Genomic DNA, 18,739 nt, shown 5'->3' with positions numbered 1-18,739 from the left:
TAGCCATGGAGTACCACCCGCAGCCCGCCCCCGGCGTGGCCCGGCCCTGGGCGTTTCCCGCCCCCGAGCGCGGTTCGCTGCCCAACGGGCTGACCGTGCTGCGCTGCCACCGCCCCGGCCAGCAGGTCGTCGCCGTGGAGATCTTCCTGGACGCCCCGCTGGACGCCGAGCCCGAGGGGCTCGACGGCGTGGCCACGATCATGTCCCGGGCCTTGTCCGAGGGCACGGACAAGCGCAGCGCCGAGGAGTTCGCCGCCGAGCTGGAGCGCTGCGGTGCCACGCTCGACGCGCACGCCGACCACCCCGGCGTCCGGGTCTCCCTGGAGGTTCCCGCCTCCCGGCTGGCCAAGGCGCTGGGTCTGGTCGCCGAAGCGCTGCGGGCCCCGGCCTTCGCCGAGAGCGAGATCGAGCGCCTCGTCGGCAACCGGCTCGACGAGATCCCGCACGAGCAGGCCAACCCCGCGCGCCGCGCCGCCAAGCAGCTCTCCAAGGAGCTGTTCCCGGCGACCGCGCGTATGTCACGCCCGCGCCTGGGCACCGAGGAGACGGTGCGCGGGATCGACGCGGCGGCCGTGCGCGGCTTCTACGACGCCCATGTCCGCCCGTCCACCGCGACGGCCGTGATCGTCGGCGACCTCACCGGGGTCGATGTGGACGCCCTGCTCGCCGACACCCTCGGCGACTGGTCCGGAAACGCCGGCCGGCCCCGTCCGGTGCCGCCGATCACCGCCGACGACACCGGCCGTGTCGTTATCGTGGACCGTCCCGGCGCGGTGCAGACGCAGCTGCTCATCGGCCGGATCGGCGCCGACCGGCACGACAGCGTCTGGCCGGCCCAGGTGCTCGGCACCTACTGCCTGGGCGGCACCCTCACCTCCCGGCTGGACCGGGTGCTGCGTGAGGAGAAGGGCTACACCTACGGTGTCCGCGCCTTCGGCCAGGTCCTGCGCTCGACGGCTCCCGGCTCGGCCTCCGGGGCGGCGGGCGCCGCGATGCTGGCGATCAGCGGCTCGGTGGACACCGAGTCCACCGGACCGGCGCTGGCGGACCTCTGGACGGTGCTGCGGACCCTGGCGGCCGACGGGCTGACGGATGCCGAGCGCGAGACGGCCGTGCAGAACCTGGTGGGGGTCGCCCCGCTGAAGTTCGAGACCGCGGCGTCGGTCGCGGGCACCCTGGCCGACCAGGTCGAGCAGCACCTCCCGGACGACTTCCAGGCCCACCTCTACGCCCGCCTCGCCGAGACGGGCACGGTGGAGGCGACCGCCGCCGTGGTCAGCGCGTTCCCGGTGGACCGGCTGGTGACGGTCCTGGTGGGGGACGCGGCGCGGATCGAGGAGCCCGTGAAGGCCCTCGGTATCGGTGAGGTCTCGGTCGTCAGCGGCTGACTCGTCCGGGTGTGCGGCGGCGGGCGCTCCCTGCTCCCGCCGTCGCATACCGGGACACAGAGGACCCCGGTGCGAGCCGTCGCGCCGGGGTCTCCCTTTTTGTCCTATTGGGTTCCTTTGTGGGGGAAGTCGCCCTTCTGTTCTGTGGGATGAGCGACAAAACCCGCTGTCCGTTTGGTGCGGGAAAGTTGTGCCGCTTAGCGTCGGCTCCGCTGTCCGTCATCCGTATGCCGCGTCCGCGGCGCCGGGCAGCCATCGCCGAGTCCCCGTCAGGCGCGAGCCTGGGGAGCCGGGGACCCATGAAGTCCCTGGGGTGAATCGGATGCCCGTGCCCCGTACGAGGCCCAGGTGTCCGTAGGAGACCTTCCTGCTCCGAACCCGTCAGCTAACCCGGTAGGCGAGAAGGAAGGAAAGGATCAGCCCCTCCATGGCGTTCACCCGTGCCACCGGGAAGCACCGTGCCCCGAGCCGCCTGACGCGCAAGCGCGCCCAGGTCGCCGGCGTCGCGGCTCTGGCCACCACCGGCGTCATCGGCGGTATGGCCTCCCCGGCCCTCGCCGCGGACTCCGAGGCCCACCCCGTCAGCGACACCGGCCTGACCGCGGTCATCGCCATCGACGCCACGCTCGCCCGGCAGATCGACGCCCAGGCGAAGGTCCAGGAGCACCAGGCGGAGATCGCCGCCGAGGCGAAGGCCAAGGCCGTCGCGGAAGCCGAGGCCAGGGCCGCCGCCAAGGCCAGGGCGAAGGCGGAGGCCGAACGCAAGGCCGAGGCCCGCGCCGAGGAGGCCCGCCAGGACAAGGCGCGCGCCGCCCGCGCGGCCGAACGCGCCCGGCTGAACTCCTTCCACCTCCCGGTCGCCGGCTCGTACGTCAGCACCGGCTACCAGTCCAGTGGTTCGCTCTGGTCCTCCGGCAGCCACTCCGGCGTGGACTTCCACGCGGCCTCCGGCTCCTCCGTCGTCGCCGTCGGCGCGGGTACGGTCGTCGAGGCCGGCTGGGGCGGCGCGTACGGCAACAACATCGTGCTCCGGATGACGGACGGCACGTACACCCAGTACGGCCACCTCTCCTCGATCGGCGTCTCCGTCGGCCAGAGCGTCACCTCCGGCCAGCAGATCGGCCTCTCCGGCTCCACCGGCAACTCCACCGGACCGCACCTGCACTTCGAGGCGCGCACCACGCCCGAGTACGGCTCCGACATGGACCCGGTCGCCTACCTGCGGGCCCACGGCCTCAACGTCTGACCGTCTCCGCACCCCGCCGATGGCCCCGGCTCTCCGCCGGGGCCTCCGGCATTTCACGGGCCGGGTCCGGCGGAGCCTCCGCCGAAGTGCCCGGTGGCCGAAAGATATCCCCTGGATTTCCCGGCATCATCGGAATTTCCGGCCGATTGTCATAGAGTCACGGAAAAGGCGTCGGTCGGCCGCGTTCCGCGGGGATTATGGCGGAGGTTCGGACATGCGCATTCCCGCGTATTCGGTATGCACGGCAATCCGTGACGACATCGTCTCCGGTGTCTTCGAGCGCGGCAGCCGCCTCACCGAGGAGGTGCTCGCCCGGCGCTACGGAGTCTCCCGGGTCCCGGTCCGGGAGGCGCTGCGCACGCTGGAGTCCGAGGGGTTCGTCGTCACCCGCCGGCACGCCGGTGCGTGTGTGGCCGAGCCCACCGAACAGGAGGCCGCCGACCTGCTGGAGGCCCGGATGCTCCTGGAGCCCCTGGGGGCCGCACGCGCCGCTCAGCGGCGCACCGAGGCCCATCTCAGGGTGCTGCGCGGCCTGGTCAGGCTGGGGCAGGAGCGGGCCCGCCGGGGCGAGGGCGAGGACCTGTGCCCACTGGGCGGCTGGTTCCACGAGACCCTCGCGCAGGCCTCCGGCAGCCCCGGCCTCATCGCCCTTCTCACCCAGCTGCGCCACAAGACCGCCTGGATGTACGCGGTCGAGCAGCCCGCCCGCCCCGCCGAATCCTGGGCCGAACATGGCGCCATCGTGGACGCCGTGGCGCGCGGCGACGCAGAACGGGCCAGGGCGCTGGCCGCCCGGCACGCCGAGCGGGCCATGTCCGCGCACCGGCCGCGCCGCACGGCCCGCCGGGATGTCCGCGCTCCGGGCCGGGCCCGGGTGAGCACTCCGCAACACGGCGTAAACATCGCGAGTGTCCGGCATTAACAATGACGCCGTATACAAGCCTTATGCGAGGTGAAGTAATTCCGCAGGGCTTCATTTCCGCCGCCCGAATCGGTGCCGGCGGTAATTGCGTGCGGAGGGGAAACGAAAGAGCCGCGGCTCCCTTTCGGGATACCGCGGCCCGGTCGGGGAAGAAACCCCGGTCCGATCCGTGCGGGAATCAGACCGTCTCGGGAAGCTCCTCAAGACCCTCGGCGACCAGCTTCGCCAGACGGTCCAGGGCGGCCTCCGCGTTGTCCGCGTCGGACGCGAGCACGATCTCCTCGCCGCCCTGCGCGCCCAGGCCGAGCACGGCGAGCATGGAGGCGGCGTTCACCGGGTTGCCGTCGGCCTTGGCGATCGTCACCGGGACGCCGGAAGCCGTGGCGGCACGGACGAAGATGGAAGCGGGGCGGGCGTGCAGGCCCTCGGCCCAACCGACGTTTACGCGGCGCTCAGCCATGGTTCTGCCCTTCACGAATCAACGGTTGTCTAGACCAGTCTCTCATGCAGTGCGCGGTGCTGTGCCCGGCCTCCGTCCCGGCCGCGCCGCCGGTCGGCCTCCCCAGACTGCCCCGGCCCCGCCCCCTCCGCGACTGGTGTGCCGGTCGTAGGCTTTGGCCATGCACCCGAAGCCGGAGCAGAGTCCGCATCACGTGTACCCCGACCACTGGGAAGCGGACGTGGTGCTCCGCGACGGTGGCACCGCGCGCATCAGGCCCATCACCACCGACGACGCCGAGCGGCTGGTCAGCTTCTACGAGCAGGTCTCCGACGAGTCGAAGTACTACCGCTTCTTCGCCCCGTACCCGCGTCTCTCCGACAAGGACGTGCACCGCTTCACCCATCACGACTACGTCGACCGGGTGGGGCTCGCCGTCACGATCGGCGGTGAGTTCATCGCGACCGTCCGCTACGACCGGATCAACGAGCAGGGACGGCCCGCCTCCGCGCCCGCCGACGAGGCCGAGGTCGCCTTCCTCGTCCAGGACGCCCACCAGGGCCGAGGGGTGGCCTCGGCGCTCCTCGAACACATCGCCGCGGTCGCCCGCGAGCGGGGCATCCGCCGCTTCGCCGCCGAGGTGCTTCCCGCCAACAACAAAATGATCAAGGTGTTCCGGGACGCCGGATACACCCAGCAGCGCAGCTTCGAGGACGGCTCCGTCCACCTCACCCTCGACCTCGAACCCACCGCCGAGTCCCTCGCCGTCCAGCGCGGCCGTGAACAGCGGGCCGAGTCACGCTCGGTGCAGCGGCTGCTGGCCCCCGGTTCCGTCGCCGTCATCGGCACCGGCCGCACCCCCGGCGGGGTGGGCCGCACCGTCCTGCGCAACCTCCTCGGCTCCGGCTACACCGGGCGCGCCTACGCGGTCAACAAGGCCTTCGACGACGGCCTGACGACGCTGGACGGCGTCCCCGCGCACCGTTCCGTCGGCGAGATCGATGAGCGGGTCGACCTGGCCGTCATCGCCGTCCCCGCCCACCGGGTGCCCGAAGCGGTGGCCGACTGCGGCGAGAACGGCGTCCAGGGGCTCGTCGTGCTCTCCGCCGGATACGCCGAACTGGGCGCCGAGGGCCGTGAGCTCCAGCGCGAACTGGTCCGGCAGGCCCGCTCGTACGGCATGCGCATCATCGGGCCGAACGCGTTCGGCATCATCAACACCGCCGAGGCCGTCCGGCTGAACGCCTCCCTCGCCCCCGAGTCGCCCGCCCCCGGCCGCATCGGCCTGTTCACGCAGTCCGGAGCCATCGGGATCGCCCTGCTCTCCGGCCTCCACCGGCGCGGCGCGGGGCTCTCCACCTTCATCTCCGCGGGGAACCGGGCCGATGTCTCCGGCAACGACTTCCTCCAGTACTGGTACGAGGACCAGGACACCGATGTCGCCCTCCTCTACCTCGAATCCATCGGCAACCCCCGCAAGTTCACCCGGCTCGCCCGGCGGACCGCGGCCGTGAAACCCGTCGTCGTCGTGAAGGGCGCCCGGCACAGCGGCTCCACCCCGCCCGGCCACGCCGTGCCGGTCAGCCGCATCCCCGACGCCACGGTCTCCGCGCTGATGCGGCAGGCGGGCGTCATCCGGGTCGACACCGTGACGGAGATGGTCGACGCGGGCCTGCTCCTGGCCGATCAGCCGCTCCCGGCCGGCCCCCGGGTCGCGATCCTCGGGAACTCCGAGTCCCTCGGCCTGCTCACGTACGACGCCTGTCTCGCCGAGGGGCTGCGCCCGCGCCCGCCCCGCGACCTCACCACGGCGGCGGGTCCGCAGGACTTCCGGGACGCGCTGGCCGAGGCGCTCGCCGACGGGACGTGCGACGCGGTGATCGTGACCGCTATCCCGTGGGTGGGGGAGAACGGCGAGGCCGAGACGGGCGACGGGGAGGTCCTGGCCGCGGCCCTGCACCAGGCGGCGGCCGACGGCCCCGCCAAGCCGGTGGCCGTGGTCCATGTGGAGATCGGCGGGCTGGCCGAGGCCCTGGCCGTCGCCACCGGCACGGTGACCCGGCCGCGCACGGGGGCGACGGCGTCCGGCGGCGGCACCACGGGCCCCGTGAACGGCCCGGTCACCCCCGGCACAGGGACGACCCCCGGCACAGGGACGACCCCCGGCACAGGGACGACCCCCGGCGCTGCGGCCACCCCCGGCACCACGGCCACCCCCGGCGCACCGCCCGCCCCCGCACCACGTACCCCCGGCACCACGACGGCACCGCGTTCGGCGGCCCCCGTGCCCTCCACAGCCCCCGTGCCCTCCGCCGCGGGCTCCGCCCCCACCCGCCCCCGGACCGGCCGCATTCCCGCCTACCCCGCCGCGGAACGCGCCGTCCGCGCGCTCGCCGAAGCCGTGAAGTACGCGCAGTGGCGGCGCCAGGCCGCCGTACCCGGAAAGGTGCCCGAGTTCCTCGACGACACCATCGACGAACCCGGAGCCGCCGCTCTGATCGGCACACTGCTCGGCCCCGACCCCGACCCGCGCGGCCGGACGCTCACCCACGACGAGGCCCGCGAACTTCTCGGCCGCTACGGCATCACCGTCCGGCCGACGCTTCCGGCCCGCGACGCGGACTCCGCCGTCGCCGCCGCGGCCCGGCTCGGCTACCCCGTCGCGCTGAAGACGACCGCCCCCCATCTGCGCCACCGTGCCGACCTCGGCGGCGTCCGCCTCGACCTCGCGGGCGAGAGCGCGCTGCGGCGGGCGTACGGCGAGATGACCGACCTGCTCGGCAGGCCCGCCGAACTCCAGCCCGTCGTCCAGGCCATGGCGCCGCGCGGAGTGGACACCGTCGTACGGGCCTCGATCGACGCCGCCGCCGGAGCGGTCCTCTCCTTCGGCCTGGCGGGCGCGCCCTCCGAACTGCTCGGGGACACCGCCCACCGGCTCGTACCGGCCACCGACCGCGACGCCGCCGAGCTGATCCGGTCCATCCGGGCCGCCCCGGTGCTGTTCGGCTGGCGCGGCTCGGCGCCCGTGGACACGGCGGCGCTCGAAGAGCTGCTGCTGCGGGTGTCGCGCCTGGTCGACGACCACCCGGAGGTGGTCTCCGTGGCGCTCGAACCGGTCGTGGTCGCCCCCCACGGTCTGACCGTGCTCGGCGCGAGCGTCCGCATCGCCCCGCCTCCCGCCCGCACCGACCTCGGCCCGCGCCGCCTGCCCAGCTACTGACCCCGGCGGGCCGCTCGCCCCGGCCCGCCGCCGGCCCGCCCACAGCGTCCCCGGCAGTCATCGGGCCCCCGTAGGATGGTCCGTATGGCAAAGACCGGTACGACGACCCAGGGGCTGCGCGCGGCGATCGAGCGCAGCGGCTATTACCCGGCCCTCGTGGCCGAGGCGGTGGAGGCCGCCGTCGGCGGAGAGCCGGTCGCTTCGTATCTGGTGCACCAGGAGACCACCTTCGACTCCAACGAGGTGCGCCGTCACGTCACGGTCCTCGTTCTGACGGAGAACCGGTTCATCGTCAGCCACACCGACGAGCAGGCCGCCGACACCAGCTCCCCGACGCCGTACGCCACCACGTCCACCGAGTCGGTCAAGCTCGACCGGATCTCGTCGGTCGTGGTCAGCCGGGTGGTGGCCAACCCGGAGAAGTACGTACCGGGCACGCTGCCCCGTGAGGTCGTCCTCACGATCGGCTGGGGTGCCGTTTCCCGGATCGACCTGGAGCCCGCCGCCTGCGGCGACCCCAACTGCGAGGCGGACCACGGCTACACCGGCAGTTCCACCGCCGACGATCTGAGCCTGCGGGTCAGCGAGGCCGGTGACGGTCCGGACACCGTCCGCCAGACCCTCGCCTTCGCCCAGTCGCTCTCCGAGGCGACGGCCGCCACCGCGGCGACCGGCCGCTGATGGCGCAGCCGGCCTGGCAGGAGCCGGTCCTGCTCCCCGTCGACAGCGCGCCCGTGCCCGAGTACGGCAGCGGTTCGCTCGCCGATCTGCTGCCGACCCTGGCCGCCGGACAGGGCGTACCCGGTCTCGTCGCGTCGATCCCGGAGCTCACACCGGCCGACCGCAACTGCGTGTTCCTGATCGACGGCCTCGGCTGGGAGCAGATCAAGGCGCATCCGGACGAGGCACCCTTCCTGCACTCCCTGCTGGCGACCTCCCGCGGGGGCACCGGCCGCCCCCTCACCGCGGGTTTCCCGGCGACCACCGCAACCTCGCTCGCCTCGGTCGGTACGGGGCTGCCGCCCGGTGAGCACGGCCTTCCCGGCTACAGCGCGCGCAACCCCGAGACGGGCGAGCTGATGAACCAGCTCCGCTGGAGGCCGTGGACCGAGCCGAAGGTCTGGCAGCCGTATCCCACCGTCTTCCGGCTCGCCGACGCCGCGGGGGTGCGCACCGCCCAGGTCTCCGCGCCCGCGTTCGAGCACACCCCGCTCACCAAGGTCGCGCTCAGCGGCGGCTCCTTCCTCGGCCGGCTCACCGGCGAGGAGCGGATGGACGTGGCGGCCCAGCGGCTCGCCGCGGGGGACCGCTCGCTCGTCTACACGTACTACAGCGAGGTCGACGGTGCGGGGCACCGGTTCGGCGTCGACTCCGACGCCTGGCGCGGTCAGCTGATGTACGTCGACGGGCTCGCCCAGCGCCTGGCCGAACAGCTCCCGCCCCGCTCGGCGCTGTACATCACCGCCGACCACGGCATGATCGACATTCCCTTCGACGAACAGTCCCGGATCGATTTCGACGAGGACTGGGAGCTGGGCGCCGGAGTCGCCCTGCTCGCCGGCGAGGGCCGGGCCCGTCACGCGTACGCGGTCCCCGGGGCCGAGGCCGATGTGCTGACCGTATGGCGCGAAGTGCTCGGTGAGCAGTTCTGGGTGGCGGGCCGGGACGAGGCGATCGCGGCCGGCTGGTTCGGGCCGCGCGTCGACGAACGGGTGTACGGCCGGATCGGTGATGTGGTCGCCGCCGCCCACGCCGACGTGGTGATCACCGCGTCGGCGAAGGAGCCGCACGAGTCCGCGATGGTGGGGATGCACGGCTCGATGACCCCCGTCGAACAGCTCGTCCCGCTCCTCGAAGTACGCTCGTAACCGCGTTTTCCCTCCCGCCCCGGATTCCCTGTCCCACGGCCGCCTTCCGGCTGCCCGTCCGAAAGGTGCTCGACCTCTCATGCCCGAGCTTGTGTTCTTCTCCGGAACGATGGACTGCGGAAAGAGCACGCTGGCCCTCCAGATCGGGCACAACCGGTCGGCGAGGGGGCTGCAGGGCCTGAACTTCACCCGCGACGACCGTGCGGGGGAGGGGAAGCTCTCCTCACGGCTCGGGCTGGTGACCGAGGCGGTCGAGGCGGTGCGGGGCATGGACCTGTACGCCTATGTCGTCGACCGGGTCTCGCAGGGCGGCAAGGTCGACTACCTGATCGTGGACGAGGCGCAGTTCCTGGAGCCGGTGCAGATCGATCAATTGGCGCGCGTCGTGGACGAGTTGGGGCTGGACGTCTTCTCCTTCGGCATCACCACCGACTTCCGCACGAAGCTCTTCCCCGGTTCACGGCGGCTGATCGAGCTGGCGGACCGCGTGGAGACGCTGCAGGTCGAGGCGATGTGCTGGTGCGGGGCGCGTGCGACGCACAACGCCCGCACACTGGGCGGCGAGATGGTGATGGAGGGTGAACAGGTCGTTGTCGGCGACGTGAGCAGCCCCGCCGCGGAGGTCGGCTACGAGGTGCTGTGCCGGCGTCACCACCGTCGTCGTATGACGAGTGCCACTGCGCATGCCGGCACGCTCTCTCCGGACGTCCTGCCGGTTGCTTCAGACTGAGCCGCCGGACGGGCGGACGGGCTGGTCTACCGTGCCCTGCCCGACGTCTTGCGGGTCCCAGCTCCGGGTGACATCGGCGACGGTGGAGGCGGGAGTGCAGAGGACGCCGTCGAACGCGTCGAGGACAGCGGTGTGTACGTAGACGCTCTGCATCCGGATACGGTCGGGGCCGCTGAGGCCTTCGGCCCGTGCCCGCCGCAGATCGGCGAAGCCGAGCCCCGGACCGCTGTCGGCGAAGGCGGCTTCGACGCTGCCGGGTTCGGGCGCATCCAGCGCGGTGCCGGCGATGGTGAAACCGAAACGCGCCTTCTCGTCGCGGTGCATCTCGGCTGTGTGCCCTGTGGTGCTGGTCAGTCCGAGGGCGAAGTACGCGTCGCCGAGGGCGTTGTGCAGGTGCTGGCCCATGGGGAGTCCGGTGAGGCGGCCGTCGAAGGCGACCGGTGTCTTCTGGATGTGGGCGTTGTGGGCCGCCAGCACGACGCGGGCCGTGGGCCCGAGCTGGTTCAGGTGCCACAGGAGTGACTGGGCCATGTAGAGGTCGCGGGCCGAGGTGTCGGCGGTGAGACCGTCTCCGGCGAAGAGGGCGGCCATGGCGCGGAAGGTGTAGTCGGCGTGGCCCGCGCCTTCGAGGCATCGCAGGGCGATGTCGTAGCTCTGCTGGTCCCCGCGGGAGACGTACAGAGGCTCCAGGGAACGGAACCGGATGAGCAGGCGCGCCAGGAGTGCGCTGAGCGCGTCCTGTTCGGCTGCGGCCAGGCGAGCCCACGCGGGTGCGGCCACGGCCGCGGAGTCACCGGCGAAGGATTCGGCGATCGTCATCGCGTCCCGGACCGCCGGCAGCGTTTCGGGGTCGATCCGGCGCAGGTAGTCGGCGACGGGGACCAGGGCGGGGAGCAGCGACCCGCCGGCCGCCGGGATGTCGATGCCCGCGAAGCGGACCGGTCGTGCGGCGGTGCGGTTGTGCCGGCGTATGTAGCGCAGGGGCTCCTGGAGCCCGATGGGGACCGCTGTCGCGAGGTGGGCGGAGAGGTCGTCGTCCGTTCCCCGGCCGTGGGCCCAGGCGTCGAGGGGGAAGCCTTCGCCGAAGCCGTACTCGAAGGCCAGGACGGTGAAGCCGCAGCGTTCGACCAGGAACCTCAGGATGCGCCCGCGCATCATGGCGAACTCGCCGATGAAGTGGGAGTGTTCGCCGAGGGCGACCACGCGGGCACCGCCGAGGATGTCGCCCAGCGGTTCCAGGTCGTCCAGGGGCGCTGCCGGGTCGAGGTGGGCGAGCCGGATGGCATGGCCGCGGAGCCAGTCGGTGAACGGTGTGCGGTCGGTCGTATCAGGCATGCGGGGCTCTTCCGTGAAGGGAACTCCGAGGGGCAGGCGGGGACTCACCGGTGCGGGGGCGTGGATGCCGCGACGCGACGCCGGCGCCTTTCGGCGCACGGGCACGTGTCGTGCCGGTGGGAAGGACGGCCCGGGACCAGGGTCGGCCGTCGTCCGCCTTCGACCCGGCGACGGCGGCCTTCCCGGTCCGCCGTAGTTCCCGCTGCTGATCACGCGGGGACCACGTACCCACCCGCTACCCGCACAGGGCGGCCCCGGGTCAGCGTCCGGACGACCGTACGATCGTGAACACGGCGCCCTCCGGGTCCGAGACCGTCGCGATCCTGCCGCTCGACCCCTCCCGGGGCGGCTGGAGGATGTGGCCGCCCAGTTCCACGACCCGTGCGGCGGACCGGTCGGTGTCGGCGACCTCGAAGTACGTCATCCAGTGCGGACCCCGGTCGCGCGGCAGGGCGTGCCCCACACCGTGCAGCGCCGCCACCGGGCGGCCGTCCAGGTGCAGGGTCTGGTAGTCGAAGTCGGCGGAGACGATCGCCTCCGTCTCGTAGCCGAAGACCGCCTGGTAGAACTTGCCGACCATGGACGTCTCCCGGGTCACCAGCTCGTTCCACACGGGCGTGCCCGGGGTTCCCGCCGTCCGCGTACCGATGTGTCCGGAGGCCTGCCAGATGCCGAACACCGCCCCGCTCGGGTCGGAGGCGATGGCGAGGCGGCCCGCGTCGCCCGCGTCGAGCGGACCGACCGCCACGGTGCCGCCGCAGGAGCGGATCGTCTCCGCCGTGACATCCGCGTCGTCGGTGGCGAGATAGGTCGTCCAGGCGATCGGCAGATGCCGGTCGGGCGGCAGCTGGCCGATGCCCGCGACCTCCTTGCCGTCGAGCAGACCACGCACATAGGGGCCCAGCTGATCCGGGCCCGGCCGGAATTCCCAGTCGAACAGGGCTCCGTAGAACTCCTGGGTAGTGCTCAGGCCGTGCACGATCAGACTCACCCAGCAAGGTGTTCCGGGCGTGCGCCGGGCAACAGCCTCGGTCATCGTCTTCTCTCTCCTCGGACCTTCGTGGTGGCCGTACAGGGGGCGGGTGCCGGTGCTCCGTCCGGCGGGTGCGGACTCCGGTGTCTTCGCCCCGTGCAGATGCTTGCACCACCTGGCTCGTGAGACGCCCCGGCCGCGCCGGGCGGCCCCGGTTCTCGACGGAGGGAGGCCGATTTGCTGGCGTTTGTCCGTCCGGGCACTGTTACGGGTGGGCCGGCCCCTGCGCGAGGATGGCACCCATGAAGCCCATCATCACCGCATCCGGATGCGCGAGCGAGTCGGCGGGGCTCCGCCCGCCGGTGCTCCTGGACGTCCGCTGGCAGCTGGGCGGCCCGCACGGCCGCCCGGACTACGAGGCCGGGCACATCCCCGGCGCGGTCTTCGTCGATCTCGACTCGGAACTCGCCGGGCCGCCCGGCGGCGGCGGCCGTCATCCGCTGCCGGACCCGGAGACCTTCGGCGCCACGATGCGCCGCGCCGGGGTGTCCCGGGACACCCCCGTCGTGGTCTACGACGGCGGTCAGGGCTGGGCCGCCGCCCGTGCCTGGTGGCTGCTGCGCTGGACGGGGCACCCGGACGTCCGCGTCCTGGACGGAGGCCTCGCGGCGTGGACCGGCGAGCTCTCCACCCGGATCCCGGCCCCCGCCGAGGGCGATTTCCGGCCGGAGCCCGGTGCACTGGAGACACTGGACGCGGACGGCGCGGCGGCCTTCGCCCGTTCCGGTCTGCTGCTCGACGCACGGGCCGCCGAGCGTTACCGGGGTGATGTGGAGCCGATCGACCGGGTGGGCGGCCATATCCCGGGCGCGGTCTCGGCGCCGACCTCGGAGAACGTCGGCGCGGACGGGCACTTCCTGCCCGTGGCGGAGCTGGCCTCCCGCTTCTCGGGGCTGGGGGCCGCCGGGAGCGCCGGGGGCGTCGGTGTCTACTGCGGCTCGGGCGTCTCGGGGGCGCACGAGGTGCTGGCTCTGGAGATCGCCGGGTTCCGGGGTGTTCTCTACCCGGGCTCCTGGTCCGAGTGGTCCTCCGACGAGTCCCGGCCGGTCGCCAAGGGGCCCGATCCCCGGTAAGCCGGGTGGCCGGGACGGAGAAGGGCCCGTACGCGACCGTGTACGGGCCCTTCTCCTGCCGGTCATTTCTCGGTCAGTCCTGCTTCTTGCGGCGGGTACCGAAGACGATCTCGTCCCAGCTGGGCACCGCGGCCCGGCGCCCAGGGCGGACCCCGTCCGCCTCCGCCTGGCGGTCCGTCGTCCCGGTCAGCCGGTCCCGATGGCCGGCCACCGCCCGCGGCATCAGCACGTCCGCGTACGCGGAACCGGCGCCCGCGGAGGCGGCGGCCGGGGGCTCGTCGGCCTCGGGCTCCTGCGCGGCGGGCTCGATCGCGGGCGGCTCGGGCGGTGCGGGCCGTTCCGGTACGACCATGTCGCCGCGGAAGCTCGGCACCGCCTCCAGCAGGCTCGTCAGCGAGTCGCGCTCACCGGCCGATGCGGTGCCGATGTACTCCTCCGGCTCGGGGGCGGGCGGGGCCGGGCGCTCCATCTGGATCTGGCGGTCCAGGGCACGGTCCAGCGGCCGGTCGCGCGGCAGCCGCGCGATCCGGGGCACGAAGGGGAAGCTCGGCTCCGGCGCGGCGACGTCGTCGCTCTCGCCGATCAGCGAGCGGGCCTCGTCGTCGACGGCCTGGACCAGTCGTCTGGGCGGGTCGTACGTCCAGCTCGCCGAATGCGGCTCGCCCGCGACCCGGTAGACCAGGAGGACCTCCCAGGTGCCGTCGTCACGGCGCCAGGAGTCCCACTGGACGGTTTCCTTGTCGGCGCCGCGCAGCAGGAGCCGCTCCTGCACCGCCTCGCCGAGCTGGGGGCCGGTGTTCTCGCCGGGACGGCGCACAGGAGTCTTCCGGGCCCGCTCGGCCATGAAGGCGCGCTCCGCGAGCACAGGGCCCTCGAAGCGGCGCACACGGTCGACGGGGATGCCGGCGAATTGGGCGACCTCCTCCGCGGAGGCACCGGCACGTATCCGGGCCTGGATGTCGCGGGGGCGGAGGTGGCTCTCCACCTCGATCTCGATCTGACCGAGCCGTGCGCGGTCGTTGCGTACGGCGGCGCGCAGCCGCTCATCGATCGGAAGCGTGTACTCCGTGCTGTCCGCAGCTTTGAGCACCAGTCGTGTGCCGTCGTTTGAGACGGCCACGACACGCAGTTCGGGCATGGGAACCTCCCGGGTGGTGCCTGCCGACGTCACGTGCGTCGCTGCTTCCGCTAGTCGAGTGTGACCTGCCCGGGTGCAGCCTGTCACAACCTTGCCAAGTTGCCCGGCGTGTCGGGCGGTCGCCCTGGAACGCCTGCATGACACGGTTACCTGTTGCGACCCAAAGTAACCCAAAGGATCACCTCGCGCAGCAGGCGCCCGTGTGCCGCCTCGGCACCGCCGGTTCGAGTGCCGCCGTCGGCCCCCTCCGTAGCTGCGGATACCCATGCGGGAGTCCGCCCCAGGGCTCGTCACAGTACTCCATTTGGGCCAGCTGGTGTGGACCGGCGCGCCGCCGAACTTCTCGTGCGGCACGGGAGTTGAGTTACCCGGTTACTTGCGAAATGCCCCCGATGCGTGTCCTGCTTCACAGAATCACCAGAAACGGAACTATCCACTTCGTTCATTTGTCCCTTCCTGTTGCATGGTGGGAGAGATGTCAAGCAGGGGCTGGTAATGGTTCAGAAGCCGGAAAATGATACAGAACCCAAGGAAAGGCGCATAGATCTGAGTCTGCCGCAGGTCGCCGGCAGTGCCGTGGCGGCCGTGGCGGCCGCGGTACTGGCCTCGCAGCTGGGCGTATACGGAACGATTCTCGGTGCCGGTGTGATGAGTGTCGTAGCCACCTGCGGAGGATCGGTCTTCCAGCACTTCTTCCGCCGCACGGGTGAGCAGATCCGCGAGGTCACCGTCCAGGTCACGCACCCGGCGGGCCGTCAGGTGACCGTGCGCACCAGGGAGACGGCGCCGGCGCGGGAGACGCGTGCGACGGACCGGCCTGCGGACGACGCCACGACCGTGCTGCCCGCGGCGGGGCTCGGCCCGGACCGTACACGCGCGCTGCGGCCCGGCGCCGGGGGCGCGGACCCTTCCACCACCGCCGCAGGCCTTTCCACCGGTTCCGGCGGCGCGGACCCCGACCGTACGCAGCTGCTGAACCTCGACCCCGAGCGCACCCGGATGCTCCGCCAGGTGCCGGGCAGCCGCGGACCGGACGGTTCCGACCCGGCCCGGACCCAGCTCGTTCCGCAGGCCGGCGGAGCGCCGGCGGGCGCCCCGGGCGGAGCGGACGACGCGTTCTCCGGGGCGACCACGCACGGCACCCGGCTGCGCGGCTGGAAGCGCCCGGTCCTCGCCGCCGCCGTCGTCTTCGCTGTCTCGATGATCGGCATCACCGCGTTCGAGATGATCTCGGGCAACGATCTGAGCGGCGGCCGCGGGACGACCGTCGGCTCCGTCGTACGCGGTGGGGACAACGACTCCGCTCCCTCCGACCCCACACCCTCCGAAGGCACCGGACAGGAACCGGACGGGGACCGGCAGAGCCCCGGCAGCGGGACCGGGTCCACGCCGGGCACGGACGGCGAGGACGGCCGGAGCGCGAATCCGGACACGGACCGGGACCAGGGCTCGACCACCGAGCCGGCCCCGAAGCCCTCGGGTTCCGGTGACGGCGGGACCGCGCCGACGCCCCCGCCCACCCCGACGCCGTCCGGCGACGGGGGCGGTGACACCCCCGAGCCGCCGGCCGACCAGGGAGGCCAGGGCGGTCAGGGTGGCCAGAGCGCTGTCCAGGGACAGCAGGGGCAGGCCACGCCCGGCACGGACGGCGCGGGACGCTGACACCGGAGAGAGCTGACACCGCTCAGTGACGCTGACACCCGCCCCCGCCGCTCGTCCGAACCGGACGAGCGGCGGGGGCGGACTCAGTCGCCCAGGACGCGGCGCAGGTAGTCGTTGCCGAACAGGCGGTCCGGGTCGAGCCGGTCGCGTACCGCGGTGAACTCGCCGAACCGCGGGTAGACCCCGGCCAGGTACTCGGCGTCGCGGGTGTGGATCTTGCCCCAGTGCGGGCGGCCGGCGTGCGCGGTCATGATCCGTTCGACGGCGGTGAAATACGCCTGGTACGGCGTGCCCCGGTACAGGTGCACCGCGATGTAGGCGCTCTCCCGGCCCGAGGCCGTGGAGAGGGCGATGTCGTCGGCGGGCGCGGTACGCACCTCGACCGGGAAGCTGATCCGCAACGGCGAGCGGTCCACCATCGCCTTCAGTTCGCGCAGCGCCTCGACGGCGGCCTCGCGCGGAAGGGCGTACTCCATCTCCACGAAGCGCACCCGGCGGGGGCTGGTGAAGACCTTGTACGGGATGTCGGTGTACGTGCGGGCGGACAGCGCCCGGCTGGAGAGCCTGGCGATGGACGGGATGGTCGCCGGGACCGCCCGGCCGAGCGCGCAGGCGACCTGGAAGATCCCGTTGGACAGCAGTTCGTCGTCTATCCAGCCGCTGACCTTGCCGGGCGGAGCGGCGGGGCCCGCGCTGCGGTTGTTGCGCTTGGTGTTGCAGTTGCCGGTGTGCGGGAACCAGTAGAACTCGAAGTGCTCGTTCTCGGTCACCAGCCGGTCGAAGTCCGCGGTGACCCTGTCGAAGGTCATCGGCTCCTCACGGGCGGTCAGCAGGAAGACCGGCTCCACGGCGAAGGTGATCGCGGTGATCACACCGAGGGCGCCCAGTCCCAGCCGGGCGGCGGCGAACACATCCGGGTTCTCCTCGGCCGAGCACCGCAGCACCGTGCCGTCGGCGGTGACCAGTTCGAGGCCCCGGATCTGCGCGGATATGGATGCCGAGTCGCGGCCGGTGCCATGGGTTCCGGTGGAGGTGGCCCCGGCGACCGTCTGTTCCATGATGTCGCCCATGTTCGTGAGCGACAGGCCCTCACGGGCGAGAGCGGCGTTGAGCCGCTTGAGCGGGGTGCCGGCCTCGACCGTCACCGTCATCGCCGTACGGTCGACCTCCCGGATCCCGGTGAGCAGCTCCGGGCGGATCAGCACCCCGTCGGTGGCCGCCGCGGCGGTGAACGAGTGCCCGGTACCGACGGGCTTCACCCGCAGACCGTCCTCACGGGCCCTGCGGAGGGCCTCGGCGAGCTCGTCGACGGAGGCGGGGGACACGGCCCGTACCGGCCGGGCGGTGACATTGCCCGCCCAGTTACGCCACGTGCTCGCCGTCGTCCGTGCGTAGGTGTCCGTCATCTTCCCGGAGCCCTTCCGTAGGTACCGGCTTGGCAAGCCGGCGATACCCCAGGAACGCCCCCGCGGCCGCGAGCGCTCCCGCCACGGCGGGCACCACGTAGGCCGCCTCCGCCCCCGACGCGTCGACCACCCAGCCCGCGGCCGAGGAGCCGAGCGCCACACCGACCGCGAGCCCGGTACTGGTCCAGGTCATGCCCTCGGTCAGCTTGGTGCGCGGTACGTGCTGCTCGACGAGGGCCATGGTGGTGACCATCGTCGGTGCGACGGCGAGGCCCGCGACAAAGAGCGCCACGGCCAGAAACGGAAGGTTCCCGGCCAGTTGGAGGGGGATCATACTCATGGCCATCGCGCAGACCCCCACCAGCCACCTGGTGGAGGACTTCCCCTTCAGGTGCAGCAGCCCGAAGACGGCTCCCGCCAGACACGAACCCAGCGCGTAGACCGCCAGCACGAGACTGGCCGCCGCCTTGTGACCGCGCTCCTCGGCGAAGGCCACGGTCACCACGTCGATGGCCCCGAAGATCGCGCCCGTCGCCACGAAGGTGACCACCAGGACCTGGAGGCCGGGGGAGCGCATCGCCGAGCCGCCGGTGTGCTGCGACTTGGGGTGCGGCACCGGTTCGGTGGCGCGCTGCGCGGTCAGCCAGAAGACACCGATCACCAGGAACCCGGCGGCCAGCAGCGGTCCCGCCTCGGGGAACCACGCGGTGGAGAGCCCGATCGAGATGATCGGCCCGAAGATGAAGCACACCTCGTCGACGATCGACTCCCACGCGTACGCGGTGTGCAGTTCACGGGCCGAGCCGCGGTAGATCTCCGCCCAGCGGGCCCGGACCATCGACCCCACACTGGGCACACAGCCCGCGCCCGCGGCGAAGACGAACAGGGTCCAGTCCGGCAGACGCTGCTGGGCGCAGATCAGCAGTCCGGCGACCGCCGCCACCGCGACCAGGGTGACCGGGCGCAGCACCCGCCGCTGCCCGTACCGGTCGACCAGCCGGGAGATCTGTGGACCGAAGACCGCCGCCGCCATGGCCAGCGTCGCCGAGAGCGCGCCCGCCAGCCCGTAGCGGCCGGTGAGCTGAGAAACCATGGTCACGACGCCGATGCCCATCATGGACAGCGGCATCCGGCCGAAGAATCCGGCGGTGGAGAATCCCTTGGAGCCGGGGGCGGCGAAGATGGCGCGGTAGGGGCTGGGCAACAGAGACTCCGGTCGGACCTGTCCTGCATGAAGATGGCCGATACAGTTTATGGCTTTCCGCCCGATGCGGAAGGG

Annotated in this window: 15 protein-coding genes and 1 riboswitch; of the genes, 9 read left to right on the top strand and 6 right to left on the bottom strand. The window is 72.5% G+C overall.

Features of this window, described 5'->3' with window-relative positions:
- The first annotated feature begins 5 nt into the window (after positions 1-5).
- The 3 genes from ACIGJO_RS09005 (at position 6) to ACIGJO_RS08995 (ending at position 3,556) form a co-directional block, all read left to right on the top strand.
- Positions 6-1,388: a M16 family metallopeptidase gene (locus ACIGJO_RS09005; protein ID WP_399954227.1), complete on the top strand. Its 1,383-nt coding sequence runs from the start codon at positions 6-8 to the stop codon at positions 1,386-1,388.
- Positions 1,389-1,634: 246 nt separating this feature from the next.
- Positions 1,635-1,803, top strand: a riboswitch (cyclic di-AMP (ydaO/yuaA leader).
- A 12-nt stretch (positions 1,804-1,815) separates the two neighbouring features.
- The gene (locus ACIGJO_RS09000) at positions 1,816-2,634 is read left to right on the top strand and encodes a M23 family metallopeptidase (RefSeq protein ID WP_399954223.1); all 819 of its coding nucleotides are present in this window, start codon (positions 1,816-1,818) and stop codon (positions 2,632-2,634) included.
- Between the two features lie 214 nt (positions 2,635-2,848).
- Positions 2,849-3,556 carry a GntR family transcriptional regulator gene (locus tag ACIGJO_RS08995; protein ID WP_399954220.1) on the top strand — a complete coding sequence of 236 codons (708 nt, stop codon included), beginning with the start codon at positions 2,849-2,851 and terminating at the stop codon, positions 3,554-3,556.
- A gap of 178 nt (positions 3,557-3,734) precedes the next feature.
- Here ACIGJO_RS08995 and ACIGJO_RS08990 read toward each other — a convergent pair whose 3' ends face one another.
- A complete protein-coding gene (locus ACIGJO_RS08990; RefSeq protein ID WP_018105371.1) occupies positions 3,735-4,016 on the bottom strand; it encodes an HPr family phosphocarrier protein in 282 nt (93 codons plus the stop codon).
- Between the two features lie 160 nt (positions 4,017-4,176).
- On the opposite strand from ACIGJO_RS08990, the gene ACIGJO_RS08985 reads away from it, so the two are divergent.
- The 4 genes from ACIGJO_RS08985 (at position 4,177) to ACIGJO_RS08970 (ending at position 9,813) form a co-directional block, all read left to right on the top strand.
- Positions 4,177-7,215: a GNAT family N-acetyltransferase gene (locus tag ACIGJO_RS08985; protein WP_399954217.1), complete on the top strand. Its 3,039-nt coding sequence runs from the start codon at positions 4,177-4,179 to the stop codon at positions 7,213-7,215.
- A gap of 84 nt (positions 7,216-7,299) precedes the next feature.
- Entirely contained in the window at positions 7,300-7,896 is a 597-nt protein-coding gene (locus ACIGJO_RS08980; RefSeq protein WP_399954214.1) for a DUF5998 family protein, read from the top strand.
- Entirely contained in the window at positions 7,896-9,083 is a 1,188-nt protein-coding gene (locus tag ACIGJO_RS08975; RefSeq protein ID WP_399954210.1) for an alkaline phosphatase family protein, read from the top strand. The genes ACIGJO_RS08980 and ACIGJO_RS08975 overlap by 1 nt, the downstream gene beginning before the upstream one ends.
- Positions 9,084-9,162: 79 nt before the next feature.
- A complete protein-coding gene (locus ACIGJO_RS08970) occupies positions 9,163-9,813 on the top strand; it encodes a thymidine kinase (protein WP_399954207.1) in 651 nt (216 codons plus the stop codon).
- Here the strand turns inward: ACIGJO_RS08970 and ACIGJO_RS08965 are convergent.
- Both ACIGJO_RS08965 and ACIGJO_RS08960 read right to left on the bottom strand, forming a co-directional pair.
- Positions 9,805-11,148, bottom strand: coding sequence for an erythromycin esterase family protein (locus ACIGJO_RS08965; protein WP_399954203.1), 1,344 nt, complete (start codon positions 11,146-11,148; stop codon positions 9,805-9,807). The two genes, ACIGJO_RS08970 and ACIGJO_RS08965, sit on opposite strands and share 9 nt — an antisense overlap.
- A gap of 259 nt (positions 11,149-11,407) precedes the next feature.
- Entirely contained in the window at positions 11,408-12,184 is a 777-nt protein-coding gene (locus tag ACIGJO_RS08960) for a VOC family protein (protein ID WP_399954200.1), read from the bottom strand.
- Positions 12,185-12,423: 239 nt separating this feature from the next.
- Between ACIGJO_RS08960 and ACIGJO_RS08955 the strand changes: the two genes are divergently transcribed.
- Positions 12,424-13,254 carry a sulfurtransferase gene (locus tag ACIGJO_RS08955; protein WP_399954197.1) on the top strand — a complete coding sequence of 277 codons (831 nt, stop codon included), beginning with the start codon at positions 12,424-12,426 and terminating at the stop codon, positions 13,252-13,254.
- Positions 13,255-13,327: 73 nt separating this feature from the next.
- Here ACIGJO_RS08955 and sepH read toward each other — a convergent pair whose 3' ends face one another.
- Entirely contained in the window at positions 13,328-14,392 is a 1,065-nt protein-coding gene (sepH, locus tag ACIGJO_RS08950; protein WP_399954193.1) for a septation protein SepH, read from the bottom strand.
- Positions 14,393-14,887: 495 nt separating this feature from the next.
- On the opposite strand from sepH, the gene ACIGJO_RS08945 reads away from it, so the two are divergent.
- A complete protein-coding gene (locus tag ACIGJO_RS08945; protein WP_399954190.1) occupies positions 14,888-16,054 on the top strand; it encodes a hypothetical protein in 1,167 nt (388 codons plus the stop codon).
- A gap of 83 nt (positions 16,055-16,137) precedes the next feature.
- Here the strand turns inward: ACIGJO_RS08945 and ACIGJO_RS08940 are convergent, their stop codons facing one another.
- Together ACIGJO_RS08940 and ACIGJO_RS08935 are read right to left on the bottom strand one after the other, a co-directional pair.
- Complete coding sequence (locus tag ACIGJO_RS08940) at positions 16,138-17,460, bottom strand: D-arabinono-1,4-lactone oxidase (protein WP_399954187.1); 1,323 nt, start codon at positions 17,458-17,460, stop codon at positions 16,138-16,140.
- Positions 17,417-18,664: an MFS transporter gene (locus ACIGJO_RS08935; RefSeq protein WP_399954184.1), complete on the bottom strand. Its 1,248-nt coding sequence runs from the start codon at positions 18,662-18,664 to the stop codon at positions 17,417-17,419. Before ACIGJO_RS08935 ends, ACIGJO_RS08940 begins: the two co-directional genes overlap by 44 nt.
- Positions 18,665-18,739: the final 75 nt, after the last annotated feature.

Source organism: Streptomyces sp. NPDC079020 (assembly GCF_044542225.1).
In the GTDB taxonomy this organism is placed as follows: domain Bacteria; phylum Actinomycetota; class Actinomycetes; order Streptomycetales; family Streptomycetaceae; genus Streptomyces.
This window is presented reverse-complemented; position numbering and strand designations above follow the sequence as displayed.